General features: G+C 66.3%; 19 protein-coding genes. 8 read left to right on the top strand and 11 right to left on the bottom strand.

The genetic code is table 11. The features are described 5' to 3' along the window. The first annotated feature begins 14 nt into the window (after window positions 1-14). A complete protein-coding gene (locus ABD747_RS21405; protein WP_344808452.1) occupies window positions 15-1,646 on the top strand; it encodes a fibronectin type III domain-containing protein in 1,632 nt (543 codons plus the stop codon). A 6-nt stretch (window positions 1,647-1,652) separates the two neighbouring features. On the opposite strand, the gene ABD747_RS21400 is transcribed toward ABD747_RS21405, so the two are convergent. From ABD747_RS21400 to ABD747_RS21390, 3 genes are all read right to left on the bottom strand, one after another. Continuing rightward, on the bottom strand, window positions 1,653-4,193 hold the full coding sequence (locus ABD747_RS21400; RefSeq protein WP_344808450.1) for a CDP-glycerol glycerophosphotransferase family protein: 2,541 nt from the start codon (window positions 4,191-4,193) through the stop codon (window positions 1,653-1,655). Beyond that, on the bottom strand, window positions 4,190-5,524 hold the full coding sequence (locus tag ABD747_RS21395; protein ID WP_344808448.1) for a Gfo/Idh/MocA family oxidoreductase: 1,335 nt from the start codon (window positions 5,522-5,524) through the stop codon (window positions 4,190-4,192). Before ABD747_RS21395 ends, ABD747_RS21400 begins: the two co-directional genes overlap by 4 nt. Before the next feature lie 82 nt (window positions 5,525-5,606). Then, on the bottom strand, window positions 5,607-6,422 hold the full coding sequence (locus tag ABD747_RS21390; protein WP_344808446.1) for a copper resistance CopC family protein: 816 nt from the start codon (window positions 6,420-6,422) through the stop codon (window positions 5,607-5,609). 58 nt (window positions 6,423-6,480) lie between these two features. Here ABD747_RS21390 and ABD747_RS21385 point away from each other — a divergent pair, with 58 nt between their 5' ends. Genes ABD747_RS21385 through ABD747_RS21370 form a run of 4 tightly spaced genes read left to right on the top strand, consistent with a single transcriptional unit; the run spans window position 6,481 to window position 11,159 of the window. Continuing rightward, window positions 6,481-7,917 (top strand): phospholipase D-like domain-containing protein, encoded by a 1,437-nt coding sequence (locus tag ABD747_RS21385; protein WP_344808444.1) that lies wholly within the window; start codon window positions 6,481-6,483, stop codon window positions 7,915-7,917. Continuing rightward, the gene (locus tag ABD747_RS21380) at window positions 7,914-9,323 is read left to right on the top strand and encodes a bifunctional cytidylyltransferase/SDR family oxidoreductase (protein WP_344808442.1); all 1,410 of its coding nucleotides are present in this window, start codon (window positions 7,914-7,916) and stop codon (window positions 9,321-9,323) included. The genes ABD747_RS21385 and ABD747_RS21380 overlap by 4 nt, the downstream gene beginning before the upstream one ends. Window positions 9,324-9,330: 7 nt before the next feature. Continuing rightward, on the top strand, window positions 9,331-9,873 hold the full coding sequence (locus ABD747_RS21375; RefSeq protein WP_344808440.1) for an ion channel: 543 nt from the start codon (window positions 9,331-9,333) through the stop codon (window positions 9,871-9,873). Next, window positions 9,870-11,159 carry an alpha-amylase family protein gene (locus ABD747_RS21370; RefSeq protein WP_344808438.1) on the top strand — a complete coding sequence of 430 codons (1,290 nt, stop codon included), beginning with the start codon at window positions 9,870-9,872 and terminating at the stop codon, window positions 11,157-11,159. Before ABD747_RS21375 ends, ABD747_RS21370 begins: the two co-directional genes overlap by 4 nt. 6 nt (window positions 11,160-11,165) lie before the next feature. Here ABD747_RS21370 and ABD747_RS21365 read toward each other — a convergent pair whose 3' ends face one another. The 3 genes from ABD747_RS21365 to ABD747_RS21355 are packed head-to-tail and all read right to left on the bottom strand — an operon-like array spanning window position 11,166 to window position 13,655. Next, on the bottom strand, window positions 11,166-12,185 hold the full coding sequence (locus ABD747_RS21365) for an LLM class flavin-dependent oxidoreductase (RefSeq protein WP_344808436.1): 1,020 nt from the start codon (window positions 12,183-12,185) through the stop codon (window positions 11,166-11,168). Between the two features lie 40 nt (window positions 12,186-12,225). After that, window positions 12,226-12,612, bottom strand: a complete 387-nt coding sequence (locus tag ABD747_RS21360) for a DUF1304 domain-containing protein (protein WP_344808434.1) — start codon at window positions 12,610-12,612, stop codon at window positions 12,226-12,228. An 8-nt stretch (window positions 12,613-12,620) separates the two neighbouring features. Further along, window positions 12,621-13,655: an acetylxylan esterase gene (locus ABD747_RS21355; protein ID WP_344808431.1), complete on the bottom strand. Its 1,035-nt coding sequence runs from the start codon at window positions 13,653-13,655 to the stop codon at window positions 12,621-12,623. A 57-nt stretch (window positions 13,656-13,712) separates the two neighbouring features. Between ABD747_RS21355 and ABD747_RS21350 the strand changes: the two genes are divergently transcribed. Continuing rightward, window positions 13,713-14,570, top strand: coding sequence for a shikimate dehydrogenase family protein (locus ABD747_RS21350; RefSeq protein WP_344808429.1), 858 nt, complete (start codon window positions 13,713-13,715; stop codon window positions 14,568-14,570). Between the two features lie 49 nt (window positions 14,571-14,619). On the opposite strand, the gene ABD747_RS21345 is transcribed toward ABD747_RS21350, so the two are convergent. The 5 genes from ABD747_RS21345 to ABD747_RS21325 form a co-directional block, all read right to left on the bottom strand. After that, entirely contained in the window at window positions 14,620-15,252 is a 633-nt protein-coding gene (locus tag ABD747_RS21345) for an FMN-dependent NADH-azoreductase (RefSeq protein WP_344808428.1), read from the bottom strand. Between the two features lie 9 nt (window positions 15,253-15,261). Further along, window positions 15,262-15,702 carry a hypothetical protein gene (locus tag ABD747_RS21340; protein WP_344808426.1) on the bottom strand — a complete coding sequence of 147 codons (441 nt, stop codon included), beginning with the start codon at window positions 15,700-15,702 and terminating at the stop codon, window positions 15,262-15,264. A 59-nt stretch (window positions 15,703-15,761) separates the two neighbouring features. Then, window positions 15,762-16,097, bottom strand: coding sequence for a hypothetical protein (locus ABD747_RS21335; RefSeq protein WP_344808424.1), 336 nt, complete (start codon window positions 16,095-16,097; stop codon window positions 15,762-15,764). A 488-nt stretch (window positions 16,098-16,585) separates the two neighbouring features. Next, complete coding sequence (locus ABD747_RS21330; protein ID WP_344808422.1) at window positions 16,586-17,575, bottom strand: response regulator; 990 nt, start codon at window positions 17,573-17,575, stop codon at window positions 16,586-16,588. After that, window positions 17,572-18,471 (bottom strand): LacI family DNA-binding transcriptional regulator, encoded by a 900-nt coding sequence (locus tag ABD747_RS21325; protein ID WP_344808420.1) that lies wholly within the window; start codon window positions 18,469-18,471, stop codon window positions 17,572-17,574. The genes ABD747_RS21330 and ABD747_RS21325 overlap by 4 nt, the downstream gene beginning before the upstream one ends. An 860-nt stretch (window positions 18,472-19,331) precedes the next feature. On the opposite strand from ABD747_RS21325, the gene ABD747_RS21320 reads away from it, so the two are divergent. Together ABD747_RS21320 and ABD747_RS21315 are read left to right on the top strand one after the other, a co-directional pair. Next, window positions 19,332-20,543, top strand: a complete 1,212-nt coding sequence (locus ABD747_RS21320; RefSeq protein WP_344808418.1) for a hypothetical protein — start codon at window positions 19,332-19,334, stop codon at window positions 20,541-20,543. An 81-nt stretch (window positions 20,544-20,624) separates the two neighbouring features. After that, the gene (locus tag ABD747_RS21315) at window positions 20,625-23,495 is read left to right on the top strand and encodes an NACHT domain-containing protein (protein WP_344808416.1); all 2,871 of its coding nucleotides are present in this window, start codon (window positions 20,625-20,627) and stop codon (window positions 23,493-23,495) included. Window positions 23,496-23,751 lie beyond the last annotated feature (256 nt).

Below are 23,751 nucleotides of genomic sequence, written 5' to 3'. Positions count from 1 at the left end.
GAACGGAGCCCCGGATGTCCATCCCGCGCCGCCTCGCCGTCGTTCTCGTCGCTTCCGTCCTCGCCGCCGCCGGGGTCGTCACGGAGGGAAGCCTGACCGCACCGCCCGCCGGAGCAGCCACCGCTGCGCCGAAGCAACTGCATGTGGTGAGCCGCTCGACCTCCGCGGTCGCCGTCTCCTGGTCCGCCATCGCTCGCGCCCCGAAGTACCGGATCCAGCTGTCCCGGTCGGCCTCGATGAAGCATCCGAGCTACCAACGGTTCGCCGGGACCTCGGCCGAGCTGACCGGACTGCGGTCGGGCACCACCTACTACGTCAAGGTGCGCGCGATCACCGCGGCCGGCAAGAACCTGACGCCGTACTCCACAGCCGTCAAGGTCGCGACCCGGTCGAAGAGCAGCAGCTACCGCTACCTCAGCCCGGCCGGGCTGCGTGCTACGTCCGACAGCCCGACCAGCATCACGCTCGGCTGGTCGAGCCGCGGCTCGGGCATCCGCTACCGGGTGCAGTACTCCCGCTCGTCGAGCATGGCGCACCCGACGTACGTCCGCAGCACCCGGCCTTCGGTGTCGATCGAGAAGCTGCGGCCGGGTACGACGTACTGGTTCAAGGTGCGGGTCATCACCAGCGGCGGCACGAATCGCAGCGAGTACTCGCGTGCCGTCAAGGTGTCCACCCGGCCGGCTGCGGCCAGCCGTCCGCTGCGGGTGGGCAGCTACAACATCCGCTGCTCGAACTGCTTCGCCGGCGAGCCGAACGAGCTCACCTGGCAGGGCCGCCGGAACGCCGTGGCGTCGACCATCAAGGGGGCCGATCTCGACGTCGTCGGGCTGCAGGAAGCCGGCCAGGCCTGGCTGAAGGACGCTGCCGGGAAGTCCGTCGACCAATCCCAGTTCGAGGACCTGCTGGCCCGGCTCGGCGGCTCCTGGCGGCTGACCAACACCAAGCGGAATAATTGCGTGAAGGACACCACGCCGACGAAGTGCGTCCATGCCGACAAGGGCGCCTCGAAGGGCACCCGGATCGCCTACGACGCGAGCAAGCTGGAGCTGCTGTCCGCGGGCTCGAAGCGGCTGAGCTACGACAAGGCGGAGTCCTCCGAACGCTTCGTCGCCTGGGCGGTGCTGCGCCAGCGCAGCACCGGTCACAAGTTCTTCTTCGCCGACGCGCACCTGGAACCGGCCGCCGACCCGGCCGGATCGCGGCTGTTCTACGACCTGCGGCGGCGGCAGGCGGCGGACGTGGTGGCCACCGTCAAGGCGCGCAACACGGCACGGCTGCCGGTGATCGTGGTCGGCGACTTCAACTCGCACAAGTGGACCGTGCCCGGCAACGGGCCGTACGACGTCTTCGGCAAGGCCGGCCTGGTCGACCCGCTCGGCAACACCTACGAGTCCACCAAGACCGCGACCGGTGCCACCGTCGGCCGCCGGGTGCGGACCACGCTGAACAGCTTCAACGGGTTCGCCCGGGTCGCGCCGAACCACCCGAGCTGGGTCAACGGGACCTACATCGACTACATCATGACGTCGCGGCTGCCGGTGGCGGAGTGGGAGACGGTCGCCCGGCTGGACAGCGCCGGTCGCTTCGTCGGGGTGATCCCGTCCGACCACAACCTGATCCGGGCCACCGTCTCACTGCGCTGACGCTGTCTACGGGACTGGACGGGTGTAGGCCATCAACCGTTTCACTACGCGCTCACCGGAGTGCCCGTCGTCGCAGTCGTTGAACTGGTCGGTCCAGCGCCGGTACCGCTCGGCGAACCGCTCGGACTGGGTGTCGAGGGATCTGATCGCCGCCGTCACCTCCTCCTGGGTGGACAGCACCGGCCCGGGGGCCAGCTCCGCCAGGTCGAAGTACGTCCCGCGCAGGGTGTCGCGATAGGCCGCCATGTCCGGGGTGAAGAAGATCATCGGCCGGCGGGTCACCGAGTAGTCGAACATCACCGAGGAGTAGTCGGTGATCATCGCGTCCGCGGCCAGGTACAGGTCGGTGATCTCGGGATACGTCGTCACGTCGATCAGCCCCGGCACCTGCACGCTCTCGCCGAACTCCACCGTCCGGGAGTGTCCGCGCAGCAGCAGCACGTAGTCCTCGCCGATGTCGGCGCACAGCCGCTCCAGATCGAGGAAGGCGACCAAGCCCTCGAGGTTCTCCCGCCAGGTCGGGGCATACAGGATGACCGTCTTGCCGGGGTCGATCCCGAGCCGCTCCAGGACGGCGGAACCGTCGGCGTGGGTGAGCGGGTCGTTGCGCGGATAGCCCTCCTCCAGCACCGGCCCGTCCCACGCGTACGCGCTCGCGAAGATCTCCGCGCTGTGGTGGTTCTGGGCCAGCAGCAGGTCCCAGTTCCTGGTCTCGACCAGCAGACCTCGGCGCTTGTCCCACGGCACGTGCGGGCGGTCCAGCCCGATCCGCTTGAACATCGAGCCGTGCCAGGTCTGCAGCACCGTCTGGAACGGCTGCCGCACGAACCGGGTGCGCAGCCAGTCGTTGGCGATCACCCAGCGTGAGGTGGCGCGCGCCTCCCACCACTCCCGGCTGCCCTGGACCACCGCGACCGAGCCCTCCGGCACCGGGACCGACGCGTCCACCACACCCCAGATCCGCTCCAGCTCCGGGTGCAGCTCGGCGATCACGGCGTCCAGCGCGCGCGGGTTGCAGGTGGCGTTGCGGCCGTAGAAACTCTCGAAGTACACCGCGTCGCGCGGCTGCCACTGCGTCGACAGATAGATTCCGTGCAGTCGCTGCTGGTGATAGGGGCCCATCTCGTCCGGACGGCGGGCCGGCTGCACCCGGAACTGGAAGCGCTGCCCCGGCCCGGCCTGAACCCGGAACAAGAAGCCGGGCGCGAGATCGTGCCGCGGCAGGGTCGTGGTCAGCAGCGGGCTGCAGTAGGCCGGGATCCGGCGCCCGGTGGCGCCCGCTTTGCCGGCGGCGCGGATCTCGATCCGGAATCCGCCGACCCGCGGCGGCAGCGGCCGCTGCCCCCAGACCGAGGCGAGCAACGGGACGTACAGCTCGAAGGTGCGGTCCGGGTTGACCGCGATCTTCGCCGGCAGAACCTGTCGGGGGCTCCAGAACTGGGCCGTCCACTCCGCCGCGGCGGGGCCGAACAGCCGGCCGCGCACTCGGAGTGCGGGTTCCGGCTCGCGCTCGTAGCTGTAGTCGTCGACCACGGCTTGGCGCGGCGCGTCCAGCAGCAGCAGCTCGCCGGCCCGGCCCGAGGTGACCAGCAGGCTCGCGTCCGGGTCGTCCGCGACCAGCGTCGCGTCGAGTCCGGACAGCACGGTCAACTCGGCGCCGGCGTCGGTGCGCACCCGGAACCAGCGACGGGCCGGCTGACCGGGGTCGATCAGCTCCGCCGGCCGGGTGGTCGGCAGCTCCCCGGACAGCACCCAGGTGCCATCGTCGGCGGCGCTGCAGTCCAGCGCCGCGACCACCTCCTCGCAGACCATCTCCGCCTGCCGGACCCCGACCCCGCCGGTGTCCACGGCGATCTCGACCCGCCGGCCTTGCACCGCCGTTGCGGTGGCCAACGCCCGGACCCGGGCGCAGACGATCTCCAGACCACCGTCGATCGGGATCCAGCGCGGCAGGATCTGGACGCCGTCGACGGTCCTGGCGAACAGGTGCCCGGCGCAGGCGAGCGGATAGCGGCTGCGGAAGCCGCCCTCGCTGCTCCGGTTCGGACCGGAGACCCGGATCCGGGCCGTCCACGGGGTGGTGACGAAGGTCGCGCTGTTCCGTAGCGGGGCGAGGTCGAAGCGGGCCACGAAGCCGGTGTTGGCGTAGTCGTGGTCGCCGCTGCGGGCTCGGACGTTGGCCTCCGGCTCGGTCAGCGGCGCCACGGTTGCCGCGATCCGCTCCTCCCCGCGCTCCAGCCAGACCTCGATCTGCGGGGGTTCGTCGGGGAAGCCGTAGCCCCGCTCGTACGCCCACCCGGTCAGCTCGAGCACGTCGGCGTCCCGCCAGCGGGCGGTCCACAGCATGGCGACCCAGCCCAGCTGCTTCCCGGTCAGCGCGTTCACCGCGTGCCGGGCCGCATTGCGGGTGGTGGCGTACGTCCAGCGCAGGGCCGGGTTCGAGGAGCGAGCGGCGGTGCTCAGCAGCATCCGTGCCGCGACCGCCGCCGACGAGGCGACCCGGCGCAGCGACGCCGCGGCGTCGGTGACGACGTCCGGTGGTCTCACCGCAGCACCACCGCGTTTCGCCGCGCCTCCTCGATGATGCCGGCGATGGCGGCCGACTCCGCCGCCCGGAGCTTGAACGACTCGGGTGTCTCGTTGCGGATCAGCGAGGCGAACTCCGCGATCTCGTAGCGCAGCCCGTCGCCGTCGAACTTGTAGTAGTACTTCTTGTTGTCCCGCTGGTCCTCGAACCGGGCCTCGAAGTACTCGGTCTTCCACCAGGGCGCGGGAACGTAGATATAGCCCTTCGTGCCGGCGACCACCAGGTCTCCCTCCGCCTTCACCCCGAGCCCGACCCGGGCCGACGCCACGGCGTGCGGGTAGGTCAGGTCGATCCTGGAGAACGTGTCGACCTCGGAGTCGTCCGGCCAGACCGATGTCGTGCGCTGGTCGATGTGGCCGGTGCCGAGCAGCTTGACGACGGCCAGCAGCGGATAGCTCGCCAGTTCGGAGATGCTGCCCCCGTCCGGCGCCTGGATCTCCCGGCCGGTCTCGCCCAGCTTGGTGAACGTGCCGTCCACCGACCGGACCTGGCCGATCGACCCGCTCCGGGCCACCGCGACCATCCGCTGGAACCCGGGCGAGAAGGCGGTCTTGATCGCCTCCAGGAGCACCACCCGGTGCTCGGCTGCGACGGCGTACAGCTCGTCGGCCTCCTTCCGGGTCAGGGTCAGCGGCTTCTCGCACAGCACGTGCTTGCCGGCCTCCATGGCCTCGGTCGCGATCGCCGCGTGGGTGCCGTGCGGCGCGGCGACGTAGACCGCGTCGACCTCCTCCAACAGGTGCGGCAGCGAGTGGCCGACCACCCGCAGCTCGTGGGTGTCGGCGAACCGGCGCGCGTTGCTGGGCGTGGTGGAGTAGACGCCCTCCACCGACACGCCGCTGACGAAACGGGCCTCGGCGACCAGCCGATGCGCGATCCGGCCCGACCCGACCACGCCGAGCTTCAGGATGCCGGTCTCGTCGCGCAACTGCGTGCTGGAGACGCCCTTGGTGCGCTCCAGGTAGACGACCTCGCAGTAGTCGCTGAGGTAGTCGAACCGGCCCAGCCAGTCCGAGCCGATGGCGAAGATGTCCACGTCGTACTTCTGGATGTCGGTGACCTTCTGGCCCTCGTACTCCTCGATGATCACCTCGTCGGCCAGCCCGCTGCGCTCGACGTTGCGGATCCGTTCCATCAGCGACTGCCGGACGTTCAGCTTGCCCCGGGCGTCGTCGAAGTTCTCCGTGGTCACGGCGACGATCAGGTGGTCGCCGAGCGCCTTCGCCCGCTCGAGGAGCCGAACGTGACCCTCGTGGAAGAGGTCGAACGTCCCGTACGTGATCACCCGCATCTGCTGCGCATCCTCTCCCGGTGCCGACGGAGGGGGAGTTTATCGTCCCGTAACCTGCCGGGCGGGAATTCGACACCCGGGATCAGTCGGCCGAGCCCTTTCCGCGACCGCCCTCGCCGCGGCCCCGCAGGCCGAGCGCGACCGCGCCGGCGCCGACCGCGATCAACACCACGGCCCCGCCGACGATCAGCGGCAGCCGGCCCCCGGGGCCGCTGGTGGCCGTCGTCGGCCCGCCCGCCGCGGTCGCCGCCGGCCCGGTCGTCTCGGTGCCGGGGTCCTCGCCGGCTTGGCCTCGGTCCTGCGAGCGGCCGGGCGCGGTGCTCGTCGGGGACGGTCCGGGATCGACGGTCTCGGTCTTGTCGCCCTTCTCCACTTCGACCTCGGGCGGCTCGGAGGAGGCGGTGTCCGGCGGCTCGGTGGTGGCGTTCGGGTCGGTGCCCTTGAGGATGGCCGGCTCGTGCGCGCTGCCGGACCACTTCTTGTCCGCCGGAGTGGAGAAGGATCCGCTGCCGTAGGCGAACTGGAACGCCCCGCCCTCGATCCCGCCGCCGGCGGAATTGACCCGGAAGTGCACGGTGTAGGTGCCCTGCGGGAGCTCGTCGCGGAGCTGGGTGGTGACGTTGGTGCCCTCCACGATCAGCGTCCCGGTGGTCACGTTGTCGCCGTCCGGGCCCTGCACGATCACCTTCGCCGCCGAGTCGTCGATCGGTGCGCTGAACGCGATGGTGACCCAGCCGGGCTGATCGTCCACGGTCTGCTCCGAGCGCGGCTCGCTGGCGACCACGGTCACCGCGCGGGCCCCAGCCGGCTGAGCGGCCAGCATCGAGACGCCGATAGCGAGCGCCAGGGCGACCACGATCCGGGCCCACCGGACGGATCGAACCGCGAGATTGCGCACGCGCCACGCTTCCTTCCGATGTGCGGCCAGGCTTTTCGGATTGTATATTCCCCCCATCATGGGGAGCTTCCGTCGAAGGCAGCGCCGGGTCGGGTCGGGTCGGGTCGGCCTGATCACGCGGCTGATCGCGCTGGTCAGCGCCCTGCTGCTGGCGGGCGTCCTCGCCACCTCCTCGGCCTCGGCGATCACCTTCTCCACCACCGGTTCTGGCGCCATCGCCCCAGTCACCTCGACCAGCTGCCCCACCATCTCCACCCCGGCACCGTTCGAGACCTGGACCAACATCCCCGATCTGGAGAGCCGCGGGTTCTGGGACCCGAACGTGCAACAACCGTGGGACGTGCTGACCAAGACCGCCCAGGTGATCTGCGGGGCCGCCCCGGGCTCCACCATCAAGATCGGGATGTACTTCATCCGGGCGATCGGCACGATGACCTCGACCGGCTACGGAATCCGCCCCGAGACCGATCCGGAGCAGGTCTGGCGGGCGCTGGAGTGGGTCAAGAAGAACCGCAAGGTGACCATCGGCATCGTCCTCGACAACAGCGCCGACATCGCCACCGCGGTCGCGAAGAAGCAGGTCAGCCAGCGGCTGCGCAACATCGGGTCGGTCTACTACTGCAGCTACGGCTGCTTCAACCTCAATGCGGGCTGGGTGCACCCCGACGCGATCAACCACGAGAAGTTCGTCAGCATCACCAACACGACCTGGCCGAACAGCTCGAAGGGCCCGCATCCGGTGGTGCTGTCGATGTCGGCGAATTTCGCCCGCAGCCAGGTCCGGCTGTATCAGCAGGAAATCACCCTGATCTACGACGACAAGACGCTGGCCAAGCTGTTCGACATCCGCTACGACGGCATGGTCAACTGCGCCCGGACCGGCTGCAAGTCCGCCAAGGGCTTCCCCTCGTCGCTGCAGCTGTCGAAGCAGGGCAACATCTGGGTCGACCCGTTCTACCGGCACTACACCGACGCGGGCCGGGGCACCACGGTCTCGTTCGCACCGCAGGCCTCGACGGCCTCCGACTTCTACATCCGCCAGTTCGACGACGTCGACTGCACCGTGGACCGGAAGATCCGGATCGCCATGTTCAAGCTCACCGACGCCCGGGCCCAGCAGATGGTGAGCTCGCTGGTCCGGCTGAAGAAGCGCGGCTGCGACATCCAGATGCTGCTGACCTACCAGGGCGGCCGGTTCACCCTGTCGCCTGCGGTCGCCAAGCTGCTCAGGACGTCGAGGATCCCGGTCCGGTGCACCCAGGTGGCGATGCACACGAAGATGATCCTGATCGGGCCGATGCACAACAACAACGGCCGGGTGCTGATGGGCACCCAGAACATGTCCGTGCCAGGCCTGCGCTACAACGAGGAGCACGTGATCACGCTGGACGTCCGGCGCGCGACCGGCCGATTCGTGGAGCCGATGCGCCGCGTCTACGGGCAGTACCTGTCCGACTGGTACGAGTTCTCCAAGTCGACCCGCTCCTGCACGTGAGCCGGTTGCGTACGGTCGCGGTCGTGCTGGCGGGCGGGACCGGGACCCGGGTGGGTCTCGACATCCCCAAGCAGCTGATCAAGATCTCCGGCAAGCCGATCATCGAGCACACCATCGCGGCCATGCAGGCCTCGCCGCTGGTGGACGAGATCCTGGTGATGATGACGCCCGGCTACCTGGACGAGGTGCGAGCCGTGGTCCGCAAGGGCGGCTACGACAAGGTGACCCAGATCCTGGAGGGTGCCGGCACCCGCAACGACACCACCGCTGCGGCTCTGGCCGCGCTCGGCGAACAGGAGTGCAACGTGCTGTTGCACGACGCCGTGCGCCCGCTCGTGTCCCAGGCGATCATCGAGGCCAACGTGGCCGCGCTGCAGACGCACGAGGCGGTGGACACCGCGATCCCGTCGGCCGACACCGTGATCCAGGTCGACGGCGACCGCGGCAGCATCGCCGACGTCCTCCCCCGGCACCTGTTGCGGCGCGGGCAGACCCCGCAGTCTTTCCGGCTGTCGACCATCCGGGCCGCCTACGCCCAGGCCGCCCTGGACCCGGCGTTCACCGCCACCGACGACTGCACGGTCGTCCTGCGCTATCTCCCCGACGTACCGATCGTGGTGGTGCCGGGCCACGAGCGGAACATGAAGGTGACCGAGCCGATCGACGTCTACATCGCCGACAAGCTGTTCCAGCTCACCTCCGCCGACCCGCGGGTGGCGCTCACCGGCGAGCAGTACCGGGAGCGGCTGGCGGGCAAGACCGTGGTCGTCTTCGGCGGCTCGTACGGGATCGGGGCCGACCTCGCCGCCCTGGCCGAAGCGCACGGGGCCGACGTCTTCACCTTCTCCCGGTCAGCCACCAGGACCCACGTGGAACAGCGCTCCGACGTGGCGGCCGCGGCTGCGGCCGTGCTGGCGAAGACTGGCCGGATCGACTTCGTCGCCAACACCGCCGGGCTGCTGCCGCGCGGTGAGCTGACCGAGACAACCGAGGAGACCGTCTACGCCGCGACCGAGATCAACTATCTCGGGCCGGTGTTCGTCGCGCAGGAGTTCTTCCCGCACCTGGCCCGGACCGGTGGCTCGCTGCTGCTCTACACCTCCTCCTCCTACACCCGGGGCCGCGCGGGGTACTCGTTGTACTCCTCGGCCAAGGCCGCCGTGGTGAACCTGACCCAGGCCCTCGCCGACGAGTGGGCGCCGAGCGGGGTGCGGGTCAACTGCATCAATCCGGAGCGGACCGGCACACCGATGCGGACGAAGGCATTCGGCGACGAACCGCCGGGCACGCTGCTGGCGTCGAAGGAGGTTGCCCGGCAGTCTTTGGACGTGCTCTTGTCCACGATCACCGGTCACATCATCGACATCCGCCGCGAGGAGGGGCCCGCGGCCCTGACCGAGCCGTGATCCGGCGATGGCACGCCGACTGATCGACCTGCCGCCGCGCGAGCGGTGGCGCCGGATCGGACTCGCCATGGCGCGGGTGGTGGCGGTCTGGGCGGTGCTCACCCTTGGCTACTACCTGCTTCCGCTGGAGGACATCAGCGGATCGCACCCGGTCTATCTGGTGGCCTTCGTGCTGGTGCTGTTCGGCGCGGTGTTCGCCTGGACCACCTACCGGGTCTTCACCGCGGACCTGCCACAGCTTCGCGCGGCCGAGGCGGTCGGCTTCACGGTGCCGTTCTTCCTCAGCCTGTTCGCCGTGCTCTATCTGGTGCTGGACAAGCAAGCGGCCGGCTTCTCGGTGCCGCTGGACCGGATCACCTCGCTCTACTTCACCGTCACCGTCTTCGCCACCGTCGGATTCGGCGACATCACGCCTACCACGCACGCCTCCGAGCTGCTGGTCAGCCTGCAGATGGTCCTCGACCTGGTCGTCCTCGGCGTCGTGGTCAAGGTCATCTTCGGCGCGGCTCGCCGGGGGCTCGAATCGTCCGGACAGGAGCCAGCGGAATGAGTGAACCGGACTGGATCGCCCACGCGGTGTTCTGGCAGGTGTATCCGCTCGGCTTCGTCGGCGCCGAGCCGGCGCGGCTACCTGCCGGCGCGGACCCCCGGCACCGGCTCGACGCGATCACGGAGCGGCTGTCCTACACGATCGAGCTCGGCGCGAACGGTGTGCTGCTCGGCCCGATCTTCGAGTCCGAGACCCACGGCTACGACACGGTCGACTATTTTGCGGTCGACCGCCGGCTCGGCACCGCCGAGGACCTCGCCGACCTGATCCGGGCAGCCCACGACCGGGGGCTGCGGGTGCTGCTGGACGGGGTGTTCAACCATGTCGGACGCGGTTTCGACCGGTTCGCGGCGACGGTCGCGCACGGCCCGGGTGCGCCGGAGGAGGACTGGTTCCGGGTGCGCTGGGGCGCCGGTGCCGAACCCGGCGACGTGCCGGCGTACGACGATTTCGAAGGCCACGAGCAGCTGGTCGCGCTGAACCACGACTCCCCCGCCGTGATCGACTTCGTCACCGAGGTGATGTGTCACTGGCTCGAGGCCGGGGTGGACGGCTGGCGGCTGGACGCCGCGTACGCCGTGCCGCTGCCGTTCTGGGCGGAGGTGTCCCGGCGGGTGCGGGAGCGCTTCCCGGACGCCTATCTCGTCGGCGAGGTGATCCATGGCGACTACCGGTCGTTCGTCACCGACGGCGGCCTTGACTCGGTCACCCAGTACGAGCTGTGGAAGGCCGTCCGCAGCTCGATCGCGGAGCGCAACCTCTTCGAGTTGGCGCACGCGCTGGGCCGGCACGACGAGTTCCTCGACACCTTCGTGCCGCTGACCTTCGTCGGGAACCACGACGTGACCCGGATCGCCAGCGCGGTGCCGGCCGAGCACCTGCCGCACGCGCTGGCGGTGCTCTGCTGCGTGGGTGGCACGCCGACCATCTACTACGGCGACGAGCTGGGCTGGGAGGGGGTCAAGGAGGAGCGGTTCGGCGGCGACGACGCGATCCGGACCACGTTCCCCACCGCGGACATCGCTGCCGATCCACGTCAGGCGGCGGTGCTGGACCTGCACCGCGACTTGATCGGCGTCCGCCGCCGGCACCCCTGGCTGCACCGGGCCTCGACCACCGTGCCGCACCTGGCCAACGAGCACGCGGTGCTGGTCAGTGCGCACGACAAGCACTGGCTGGCGCTCGCGTTGAACTTGTCCGACCAGGAGCAGACCATGCCGGTGCCCGGCGACGGGACCGTCACCGTGGCGCCCCACGGCTGGGCGATCGTCGACTCGGACGGCTAGCGGCTGCTACCGCCAGCCGAGGGCCGGAGCCAGTTCGGTGACCACGCTCTCGATCACGTGCGCGTTGTAGTCGACGCCGAGCTGATTCGGCACGGTCAGCAGCAGCGTGTCCGCAGCCGCGACGGCCTCGTCCTCGGCGAGCTCGGCGATCAGCTTGTCCGGCTCACCGGCGTACGTCTTGCCGAAGCGGGCGTTGCCGCCCTCGAGGAAGCCGACCTGGTCGGTGCTGTGGGTGTCCCGCCAGAACAGCCGCCGGTCGAGGTCGCTGACGATCGGGAAGATGCTGCGGCTGACCGACACCCGCGGCTCACGCTCGTGCCCCGCCTCGGTCCAGGCGGACCGGAAGCGTTGGATCTGTTCCGCCTGCAGCTGGTGGAACGGCACGCCGGTGTCCTCGGTCAGCAGGGTCGAGCTCATCAGGTTCATCCCCTGCTGCGCGGTCCACTCGGCGGTCGCCCGGGTGCCGGCGCCCCACCAGATCCGGTCCCGCAGCCCGGGCGAGTGCGGCTCGACCCGGAGCAGTCCCGGCGGGTTCGGAAACATCGGACGCGGGTTCGGCTGCGCGAAACCCTCGCCGCCGAGCACGTCCAGGAAGACTGCGGTGTGCTCGCGGGCCATGTCCGCGTCGGACGTGCCGTCGGCGGGGACGTACCCGAAGTAGCGGTAGCCGTCGATCACCTGCTCGGGCGATCCGCGGCTGATCCCGAGCTGAAGCCGGCGGGCGGAGATCAGGTCGGCGGCGCCGGCGTCTTCGGCCATGTAGAGCGGGTTCTCGTAGCGCATGTCGATCACCGCGGTGCCGAGCTCGATCCGGCTGGTCCTGGCGGCGGCGGCCGCCAGCAACGGGAACGGCGACGCGAGTTGCCGCGCGAAGTGGTGGACCCGGAAGTAGGCCCCGTCCGCACCGACCTCCTCGGCGGCGACCGCCAGCTCGATCGACTGCAGCAAGGCGTCCGAGGCGGTCCGCACCATGGACCCCTCGGCCGGCGTCCAGTGCCCGAAAGACAGGAACCCGATCTTCTTCACGGGGTGTGGAACGTCTCGACGTACGTACGCATTCCGCGGCTCAGACCAGGGCGATCGCCAGGCAGATCACGCCGACCAGCGGAGCGACCAGCTGGATCAAGGCGGCCCGCGCCTTGCTCGGTGAGGAGATCAGCAGGACCAGGCCGGCCAGGGTCATCGAGCCGGCGCCGGCGAACACCAGCGCAGACCCGACCGCGAGGTGACCGGCCACGATCCCGACGATTCCGATCAACGCGACGACGGCGAGGAACAGGTTGTAGAAGCCCTGGTTGAACGCCAGCGGCTTGGTGATCTCCGCCTCCTGCGCCGAGCCGACGCCGAAGATCCGGCGGGTCCTCGGCGTGGTCCAGGTCAGCGACTCGAGCACGAAGATGTAGCAGTGGATCGCGATGGCGATCCCGATCAGGACCAGGGCGAAGACGAGCACGACCGGGCTCAGTCCACCGCGGCGGCGAACAGCGCGCCGAACCAGTCTAGCTGGCGATCGTACTGGTAGGCCTCGCCGCCCTCGTGGTCGTTGTGCGGGTAGACCGCGATCTCCTTCGCCGGCAGCCCGCCGGGTGCGGCCTCACCCCACGCGTTGTAGGCGGCATAGACCGTCGACGGCGGGCAGGTCAGGTCCATCAGCGCGACCGAGAACAGCGCCGGACAGCTCGCCAGCCGGCCGAGGTTGACGCCGTCGTGGTAGCTGAGCGTGCGGTAGGCGGCGTCCGCGTGATCGCGCCAGCCGGCGAGATAGAGCGCGATCTCGCGGTACGGGTGGCTGTCGGTCAGCTCCACCGCGCGCCGGAAATGACAGAGGAAAGGTACGTCGGGCGCCGCGCCGAGCAGGCGGACGCCGGCGAGTTCCGCGCCGGGCAACACGGCGAGCCCGGCCGTCGCGATGGTGATCCCGCCGCCCTGGCTGCCACCGGTCAGGACCACCCGGCTCGGATCGACCTGTGGCAGAAACGCAAGGCACTCCACCAACCGGAGCGCGTCGACGTACACCCGCCGGTAGTAGTAGTCCTCCGGGCGCAGGATGCCACCGGTCATGAAACCGGGGGACTGCGACACTCCGCCGTCGATCGAGCGGTCGTCGCTCCCGGCCGGGCCGCCTTCGCGCCAGCCCTGACCGCGGGTGTCCATCACCAGGGTCGCCCAGCCCGCCTGCGCGAACTCGGTGTTGCTGTGCGGAAACCCCCGGCCGCGGGAGTAGCCGCGGTACTGCACCACGGTCGGCAGCGGCCCGGACGCCCCGGCCGGGACATGCAGCCAGGCCCTCACCGACGTACCGCCGAAGCCGGAGTAGCCGACGTCATAGGTGTCGATCAGGGCCAGCTTGTTGTCCACCAGCTCGGCGCTGAGCTCCAGCTCGTGGGCGCGCGACTCCGCGAGGGTGCGCTGCCAGAACTCGACGAGGTCGTCCGGCCGCTCGATCTCGGGACGGTACGCCTCGAGCTCGGCAAGCGGCAGGTCGAACATGGCCATGGGGCGGTGCTCCGTTCCGGTGCGCGGGAGATCCTGGCTCCACCCTAGGGTGAGCAGGTGACCAGTCTGCTGCCGGCGCTCACCGGCTCCTTCTCCACGCCCGCCGCGGGCAATCCGACCGGTGCGATGGTCGAGGCCGCCTACGTCCATCACGGGATCGACGCCCGCTATCTGAACTGCGACGTGGCGCCGGACGATCTGCCGGCCGCGGTCGCCGGCGCTCGTGCGATGGGCTGGATCGGATTCAACTGCTCGCTCCCCCACAAGGTCGCGGTGATCGAGGAGATCGACGGCCTGGCCCGCTCGGCCGAGCTGATCGGCGCCGTGAACTGCGTCGTCCGCACCGACCAGGGCTGGCTCGGCGAGAACACCGACGGTCAGGGCTTCCTGAGCTCGTTGCGGACGGTCGCCGACCCGGCCGCCCAACGAGTGCTGATCCTGGGCGCCGGCGGTGCCGCGCGGGCGATCGCGGTCGAGCTGGCGCTGGCCGGTGCGGACCGGATCTGGATTGCCAACCGGAGTGTGGGCAAGGCGGAGGAGATCGCGACCCTGGTGGACTCCGCCGACGGCGGAACCACGGCGTACGCGCTGGCCTGGGACGGCGTGCTGACGCCGCCGGACGACGCGACGATCGTGGTGAATGGGACGTCGCTGGGACTGCCCGGATCGGGTCCGGTGCCGGTGTCCTTCGAGGGCGTCGCGCCGGGGCTGGTCGTCTGCGACGTGATCCCCAACCCGCCCGACACCGACCTGCTGCAGCGGGCCCGGGCGGCCGGGGCCACGACCCTCGACGGGCGCGGCATGCTGCTCGACCAGGCGGCGATCAACATCCGGCTCTGGACCGGTGTCGACCCGGACCGGACGGTGATGGGCCGGGCCCTGGATATCGCGATTGCCGGTTGGGAGCACCCCTGAGTCTTGGCCGAGCTCGGGCTGTGCCCAGCTCGGTTCAGCCCAGCTCGGTTCAGCCCAGCTCGGCCACCAGCCGGTCGATTTCGGCCTCGGCGGCCGCCAGGGACGCAGCGCCGTCCGCCGCTCGCGGCGCGAGGTCGGACACCCGGCCGGCCAGGGTGAGTTCGGCCAGCACCGGATAGACCGTCATCTGCATCGAGCCGGCGAACAGCTGGGTCAGCGCCGCCAGCTCGTGGTCGTCCATTCCGGTGCCCGGGCCGTAGGCGAGGCCGCGACCGGAGGCGATCACGATCGGCTTGCCGCCGAGCGGTGCGGGATCGTCCGCCCCGGCGGGCGCGGTCAGGCCGGGGACGTGGATCCAGTCGATCCACGCCTTGAGGGTCGACGGCACGGACCAGTTGTACATCGGGGCGCCGAGCAGCACCACGTCCGCGTTCAGTAGCTCCTCGATCAGTTGGGTCTGGTAAGCCTCGTCGGCCGGCGCGACGCTCTCTGCGGGCAGGCGAAGCGCGGGCGCCCAGTGCAGTGCGTTGGTCGGCAGGTGCGGCGGCTGGTCGACGAACAGGTCGCGGTTGACCACCCGGTGGCCGCGGGTGCGCCAGCCGTCGGCGAAGCGCGCGGTCAGTCGACGGCTGGCCGAGCCGGTCAGGTCGGCTGAGGAGTCGAGCTGCAGCAGTGTGGGCACGCTGGCAGGCTATCGGCCGGCACCAGGTTCCCGGAGATTCGCCCGAACCTCGCGCTGGTCCGCCAGGCGCTCGCGCTCGTCGGCTATCCGGTCGCGTTCGTCGGCCATGCGCTCGCGTTCGTCGGCCACCCGGTCGCGTTCGTCGGCCTGGCCTTCGCGGATCTCCGCATCGATCTCACGTTCGTCGGCGCGGTCATCGCGCAGTCTCTGCTCGTCCTCGCGGCGTCGGTACAGGTTCGCCTGCGCGTCGCGCCGGTCCGCTCCGCGTTCGCGCTCGTCGGCCACCCGGTCGCGCTCGTCGGCCACCCGTTCGCGCTGGTCGGCCTCGCGGTCGCGTTGGTCGGCGACCCGTTCGCGTTCGTCAGCCTGGCCGTCGCGGATCTCGGCATTGATCTCACGCTGGTCGGCACGTACCTCGCGTCGGCTGATCTTCTCGTCAGCGCCGGTCATGCGAGCACTCTGGTGCCGCGACGGTGAGTAGAGATCGCCCTCACGCTCGACGAATCCACCTATGACTCCTGCTCGACGAACACCAAACAATCGCCTCGGCTCGGGCTGCGCCAGAGCTCCCCCACCATCACCGTCGAGACGACTCGATGCCGGCTCAGCCGGTCAGCCTCGCTATGGGTGACCATGGCTCCCAGAATGTCCCGCTCGAAGCGCGCACGCGTCCCTCGCACCGGAGCCGCCTTGGTTCGCTCGACGAGGTACGGCAATCCCATCGCGAAGCGAGCCGCCGCCTCGTCCGGCTCGAGCCAGTCGACCACCCGCTGCCACGTCGATCCCTCCTCGTCGACGAGGTCACCGTTCTCGCTGTACGTCGCGCGCAGGAGCACAGCACCCACTTCGCTTCCACTTGGGATCGGACGGAGACTCCCCCATACCCCCGATGCCCTCCGCCAATCCGACGCAACGGAATACGCGCCCGAGACGCCTCGATCGACCAGCTGCCTCGCGGGTGCACGCTGTCGGCGTCGGCAGCCGACTCGTCGTTCACGCTCAGAATCACGGTCGGGCTGACAGGATTTGAACCTGCGACCCCTTGACCCCCAGATCGGCGGGGTCGGTTGGTGAGCGTGGCTCAAGCGTCGAATGATCGTTCGACACCCGGCCCACCCAGGGCGTCGCGTCCACGGCATCGCGGACGTTGGGCCCAAATTGGTCCCAGATCCGCCACCCGTCCACTGAGCCTGGGCTCTCGGATGCGCTCGCCAACCGAAACCAGGCGGGTCGATGAACCGGTTTAGCTGCACCGAATTCCTCGTGATCGAGTTCGACCACGGCAACGGCCAGCTGGTCCGATGCGAGCCAGCTGCGCGCGGTCTGTCGACTCTTAGTTCGTACGTTCTGCACCTGTATCAACCGCCCGCACAGTTCCGTCGCTCAGCACGTCGACGTGTCTGGTGGCCATTGCTCCAGTTGCTTGAGATAGCATTACCGGCACGATTGCCGTTAGGTTGCAGCATTCACAGGTGCTTAAAAGTGTAACCTTGATTCGATTATAGACGGGCGCGCGTTCGATCCTGCGAGACTTCGTGTGGAGCTGATTGGGGTCACTCGGCTCCGGAGGGAGCTGGTAGGTTCTCTCTTCAGTGACACTAGAAGTCAGCTCCACGGTAGAGGCGCTCTTCACGCGAGCAGAGATCTCACCCTTCAACGCCAAGCTGAGGCTTTGGAGTTCATACGGCTTCAGGCCGAGGTCTGTGGCCAGTTTACTCTGACTTTCGCGTTCTAGAGTTACGCTCTTCTTGAGGGAGTCAGTCCTGGTGACCTTTGTCACTTCTCCGGCTTGAAGCGATGCGATCGTCACCCACTCATTGTCGGCAGTGTAGTTTTCGTCAACGATCTCTATCCTTTGAAGCCTGTAGTTGACCGATCTGCGCCAGGGCGGGATGCCATGTTTTCTGGCAAGCACCGTGACTGGGGAATGTTCAAGTAGAGCTGAGGCAGCCTCTACCTGGTAGCGGTGATATTGAGCGAGTACAACCGCGCCGAGCTGTGCAACATCGCCTTTGCGGAGGTATTCAGCGTAACCTTGCCTGAGCGCCTCGCCCACTTCGGACGCACTTGCAAGACCGGTGAACATGACGGCCCGGACTCGAGAATCTATTTCGCAGATCTGCCGAAACAGATCGGTGCCTTTGGTTGCCCCAATCCTCTGATCCAAAACAGCAACCTTCACCAGATCGGCTCGCACTAAGTCAAGGGCCTCATTAGGGCTCACGGTGAAGGTAACATCGAGCCCGGACTCTCGCCTAACCAATCGTGCATACTCTTCTCCGGCACCGCGATCATCGTCTACGATGAGGACATCGATGCTCATTTGTTTGGCACGTAATTCAGACGGATGATCGCTTCGTTGACCGCGGCAACCACCTGAGGCCTGACGTTTGTCGAGCCATTGATCACGCGGGACACGGTGGCCCGACTGACGCCCGCGGCCGCGGCTACCATCTCTAGCGTGGGCGGCATAGAAGTCGTCATGCCCGAAATGCTAGCGCCAGTGACAGCCTCCTTCGGAAGTCGCACCTCAAATGTGATCCAGCCGTTCTCGCAGGTGTGCCCGATGGCACCTCCACGCGTGTCGAGCAGGCGTCGCACGCCACTGAGGCCAAGGCCCTGATGACCCGACTTCGTGGTCATTCCGCTGGTATATATCGCTCTGTCCAGGCTTTCTCTGAGAGTCTGGTTCGTGATTTCAATAATCGTACTGTTTGTATCTTCGCTGGCTACGACACCTACAGGCCAGCCTTCTTCGGACTCGTCCAAAGCATTCTCCAGAATTGGTAGCAGGGTTGCAAGCAGGAAATGGTTTGTGTAACCCGCGATTGCGTTGGGCAATTCAACCAAGACGTTTGAAGTATCGCTGTAGACTTTGGCGGCCGCCTGAAGCGACTCCCTCAGCGAGCTTGAAGGCCAGGGTCCCAAACGTGCTCGCACCTTGGCGACTTCCGCGTAGGCCGAAAGCAGATCTTTGCAAAGGTCTACGCTCGCGCGAATGCGATCGAGTGAATCCAGGTTCGTCTGCTGATCGGCCCCTGGCGTCATTTCGATGCTACTTGTCAACGATAGTGTGGCCGCTTCAATTTGACTCAATGGAGTGTTGAGCCCGTGCGCGATCTCGCGAATTATCGGACTATTGTCGGCGAAGGCACCAGCAACTTCACTTCGGCGGGCTGCGACTTGAGCGGTTTGCGCGACGGTAGGGTTGCTGACCACGATGGGTCGCTCAGCATCTCGGGCTAGGCGCGCAACGAGCTCTCGAAGTAACGAGTCGTCCGTACTTGGCCGGGAATTTGCGTCGGCGAATTCACGAATCATCTGACTTTGCCGAGAGCCTACTTCTTGGGCCAACTCAATGCTATGTCGTTGAGCGCGAAGCGAAAGGTATGAGGCAACCAATGCTCCGATTAGCGCAGCCGTGGCGGTAACAATACTCGCGACAACTAAGGGCTCCACTCCGCAACCTCTCCACTGTGCCAAGAGCTGAGTGCAGACTAGCGGCTCAACGGGCCTCCGCATGCCAAGTCAGCGTGCATGTGCGGTACTTGATGTGGGGTACCTCAAGTCGAGTGTGCTTCTCCTCAAACTGAGGATGACTGGTACAGACGGCAGTAAACGGGGTTCTGGGACACCGTGCGACGGCGGCTGGCCGTCCTGAATACCGGCACCCCTGACGTGCTTGACCGACGTCGGTAGCACTCAACCCGGGCTCGTGTACGTAGGCCGGTGGACTTGGGACGGTCTGTGTGCGGCCCCGCAAGGCGCACCGGTCGTCTGCGGCGGACCCAACCTGGTCGCAGCTGTAGCCGACACCAAGTCTGAGTCGCAGAGGTTGGGTCACGGGTCGAGGTAGGAGCGTTGCAGCTCCCGATGGTTCGGTCGGACCCACAAGCCGCCGAGAGACTGGAAGTGTCCACCTACGGTCCATGTTCGCCGTACGCCATGACAGCGCTCGGCGTGGCACCTGCGGTCGTCTGCGATTCGCGCTGAGCTGTTCGTGACAGCGCCGTGACAGTGCACCGACCTCGCGTGGATCTGACCCATAGTGCCGACCACCGTCGTGGGAGCATCGAGTCATGTCGTTGGCCGAAATTGACCGAAGTGCCGTTCTGGACGCGATGGCTGAGTTTGACCGGTTGGGCCGCCATCAGTTTCTGGAGACCTACGGATACGGACCGGCACGTGAGTATTTCGTCGTCGAAGGCGGTCGATCCTACGACTCGAAGGCACTGCTGGGTGTGGCACACGGCTACGTCGACGGCCAGGAAGCTTTGCGGCCGTCGGAGTTCAGCGGCGGAGACCGGACTGTGGGTGCGCAGTTGACGCGTCTCGGCTTCCGAGTTGTTCGCGACCCTGACAGTCAGGCGTCTCCCAAGGACTCATCGGGTTGGGATCTCAACGTCGGAGAACAGATCCGTCGAGTCGATCTGCATGCTCAGTATGGCGGTAGCCGGCAAGATGGAGTCAGCCCAAGCGCGCGCACTCCAAATGTGCTCATCTTCACCGATCCGCAGTCTGGCGAGCAGCATGGCTACTTTGACTCCTGGCGAGAGGACGGATTCTTTTACTACACCGGGCGCGGCCAGCGAGGCAATCAGACTTTCACGTCGGGAAATCTTGCGATCCTCAATTACCAGCAAGATGGGCGCGCGCTGAGGCTCTTCGAAGGCGCCCGAGGGATCGTGACCTACGCAGGACGCTTCGAACTGGCAGAGGATCAAGCTTGGGTCGAAGAAATTGCGCCCGAGACCGGAGGCGGACCCAAACGACGGGTGATCGTGTTTCGTCTATCTCCGGTACTCGAGTCAGATCCGGCACCGACCAAGGCTGGCGGTCGAACAGAGGTCGGTAGGCCCTTCAGGCGGCGCGACGACGAGAAGAGCCCCGCACCAGCCCAACCCAGGTCGACCGATCCTGATGTAGTTGGTCGCGGTCTGAATGCACATCGACGTCTAGAGAATCTGCTCGCGGAGAGCGCGAGCGCGAGCGGATTCCAGCCTCTCGACCCATCGGTGGACGACCCTGCATTCGATGTGGCTTGGACACAGGGTGCACGCATGACCGTGTGCGAAGTCAAGAGTATTACCGACGGGAATCAAACAGGCCAGCTCCGCCTAGGTCTCGGGCAAGTACTTGACTACGCGCACACCCTTCGTCGGCGCGGCAGCCAGGTACATCCTGTGCTCTTTATCGAACGGGCTCCAGCTGGCGACCACTGGAGCACTCTGTGTAAGGAGCTCGGTGTTGTGCTGGCGTGGCCGGAAAGTCTGGCCGATGTTTGGCGCTGATTCCGGACACCACGCGCGCCGGGCTCCCCACTGCTGCCACGCGCGTTGAGAGCCGGCAGATGGGACCCTTGCTCAACATACATGGAGGGAAGCAACGTCATGATTGCACTTGAAGGGGCGCTGGGGAAGGCCGCCCTCACTGGCGTTTCGAAGATCGCCGGGATTGGCGCGCCCGCCATAACAAGACGTTGGTCACGACAGCAAGCTGTCAAAAGGCTCAGTGACCGACACAGCCAGAGATCATCGAAGCGCCCCTCGCTAGAAGATCTCGACGGGCCCACTGCCAATGCCATCACTGAACTATTCGAATCTGGAGAAGCGGATGCTTTCGCAATCTCGATTGCAGCCGCGCTCCTATTAAGGGAGTGCGGGACCGATCCAGGGGCACGCCTCCGTGATCTTCGAAACCAATTTGCTGCCGTGGTGAAATTGAGAGGCGCATCAAAGGACTCAAGTAAGATAACAGGCGATGTATTTGACGCTCTGGAAACCTCTGTGGCGAATGAGGTAGGCCGGCTCAAGGACTTGGACGGGGCCGGCCTCCCTCCCGCGGTGAAAAGCACAGTGATCAAGTCCGCCGCGCAATACGCCACGGCCATCGCCCGAAACTCGGCTATACTTCAAGACCTGAGCAGCGTCGCCAGTATCGATCGCTTTAGAAGCGAAATTCGCTCACAAATTGCCGCGGTGCATCGCACCATGCGCCTACCGCATGCTGGGATAACTCGCCAGGTGCCATACGAAGATCTCTTTGTCGAGTCCCGGCTTGACCGAGGGCTCGAAGAATATGTGGACCTTGCGGAACATGCTGATAACGCGCTTAGACTTCTTGTGCTCGGAGATCCGGGCGGAGGGAAGTCCACCCTAGCTTTAAAGCGCACATACGACCTTGCAAGCTCCGGCACCTCCACCTTCGTGCCGTTTCTAATAGTTCTTCGTGATTATGCACCCCATTTGGAGAGGTCCAGAACGAGTATACTCGACTACATTGAAAGCCTTTGCAAGACTCCTTACGGCGTTACGCCAGCCCCTCATGCTGTGGAATACATGCTATTGAATGGACAGGCGGTCGTAATTTTCGACGGGCTGGATGAGTTGTTGGATACATCGGATCGCCGAAGGATAGTCGCCGTCGTCGAGGGGTTCGCCCACCGATATCCAGCTGCGCAAATTCTGGTGACGTCGCGTCGTATCGGATACGAGGAGGCGCCGCTCGATAAGGATCTATTTGGGACGGCACTCTTGCTAGAGTTCGACAACGACCAGGTCGACTCGTATGCCCGTCGTTGGTTCCATTTGGATGAGTCTCACACTCCTGCTCAACAAGAAGCGCTTGCAAGCTCATTTTTGCAAGATAGCCGATTCGTTCGCGACTTGCGTGTGAATCCGCTTCTGCTGAGTCTGATGTGCGGCATTTACAGCAGCGAGCATTATATTCCTCGGAACCGACCCGACGTCTACGAGAAGTGTGCTCTCCTTCTCTTTGATCAATGGGATAAGCAGCGCGGAATTGAACCGCGCTTGTCCTTTGATGCCCACGTGCGCAGCGCAATGCGGGCGTTGGCATTGTGGATGTATCCTAAGCAGCAGAGTCAGAAGGGTCTGCCCAAGGGTGAATTGGTTGGTTTCATCGCCTCGTACCTTTTAAGCAAGCGATTTGATGACGAGGATGAGGCAACGGATGCCGCAATCGATTTCATCGATTTCTGCAAGGGGCGAGCATGGGTTCTGACCGATGTTGGCTCGGAGATATTTGGTTTCACCCACCGAACTTTCTTGGAGTACTTCGCAGCTAGCCAGCTGGTTCGTTTGTCGCCCAGTGCAGACGCGCTATATGAAGAGCTCTTTGAGCGAATCGTGGCTCAGGAATGGGACGTCGTGGCGCAACTTGCGGTGCAGATATTGGGACGGACGGTTGAGGATGGAGCGGACGACTTTCTTCAATTGGTCGTCTCGAACGCGCATCTCAAAGACCAAGTTTCGCGACTCAATGTTGCATCTTTCGCGGCGCGATCTCTTACATTCATTGTTCCCCGGCCACCTGTGCTTCGAGACATAGTTGACCACATTTTCAGCCTATACGTGGAGGAGGGAGTCAACGAAGCTAGATCCTCCGAGGTGCTTGGGCAGCTGACGGGAGCAGCGGCTGAAAACTTGCCCCTCATCGAAAAGTACTTGGCAGATGCAGCCGAACGATCGCTAAGGGCATCGTTTGGGTCCGCATCGCGGGCGCTGTTGGTGCTTTGGTATACTTGGACCTTCCGCTCCTCCGTTGAGGTTGATGACGAGAATCGGCAGTACTGGAAGAAGAACAGGGCCGCACTCCGGGAGCGAGCCAAACCACACATGAAGGAAGTTTATCGGGATCACAGTTGGGTCGCAGTTCGACTGTGGGCTGACGGAGATATCGAGCTCTCCGAGCTGCTTTCGGTTCACGGACTGGTAAGTCTGTACGAGAGGCTGGACGTCTCCGGGTCATCAAGGATTGCGCCGTTTGCGACAACGGTCGTGGGTCATCTACTTTCTGGTAGCGAGGTAGAGCGATTCGACCGGCTGGCCAAGGAGCTAAACGATTCCTTGGTCACACTGCCTACGCCGTGGATATCCGCTCGGCCCGAAGCCTTGGAGCACAGCGCGCGTATAGACTTGGATCCGTCTCCGATTGCGATTGTACCTAGTGACGCCGATATCCCCTCCGATGCAACGCGTTTGGGAGCCGTCATACTGCTCGGTTTGCCATACTTGGAACTACGGGCTCGGGCTAAGGGTGGACACAAGAGGCAGAATCGGCTTCTTGACGCGTGGGGCTTCTTGCTTGCCTTCCGCGGCGGTCAGATTCCGCGGCGCGAAGGGATCCCATTCGTCGAGCGGCTGGGGCTGGAGTCGGCTGCACTTGAGTTTGTGCTGTCTTGGGCCGAACGTCGAGTTTCGGTGCTAGCAGAGCCTAGATAAGGCCGGCAGGCGGTCCGGTTTCTGGGGGCTCTGTACGACTGGTCTGTGCGCGATGCTGGGTCGCAGTGGCTCCTCCGCGAGGACCGGCTCGCAGCGAGCGCTTGCGCGAGCGAGGACACGGATCCTCGCGCGGCGGCGAAGCCGCCGCCTTGAACGAGTATGGAAAGTTCTCACGGGGCATGACGGGGGGGCATGTCCGACTCCGCTTGATGGTTGACATCTTGGCTTCATTTGATGCTTGACAGTCCGCTGAGGG

This window comes from Microlunatus ginsengisoli (assembly GCF_039537205.1).
GTDB lineage: Bacteria > Actinomycetota > Actinomycetes > Propionibacteriales > Propionibacteriaceae > Microlunatus > Microlunatus ginsengisoli.
This window is presented reverse-complemented; position numbering and strand designations above follow the sequence as displayed.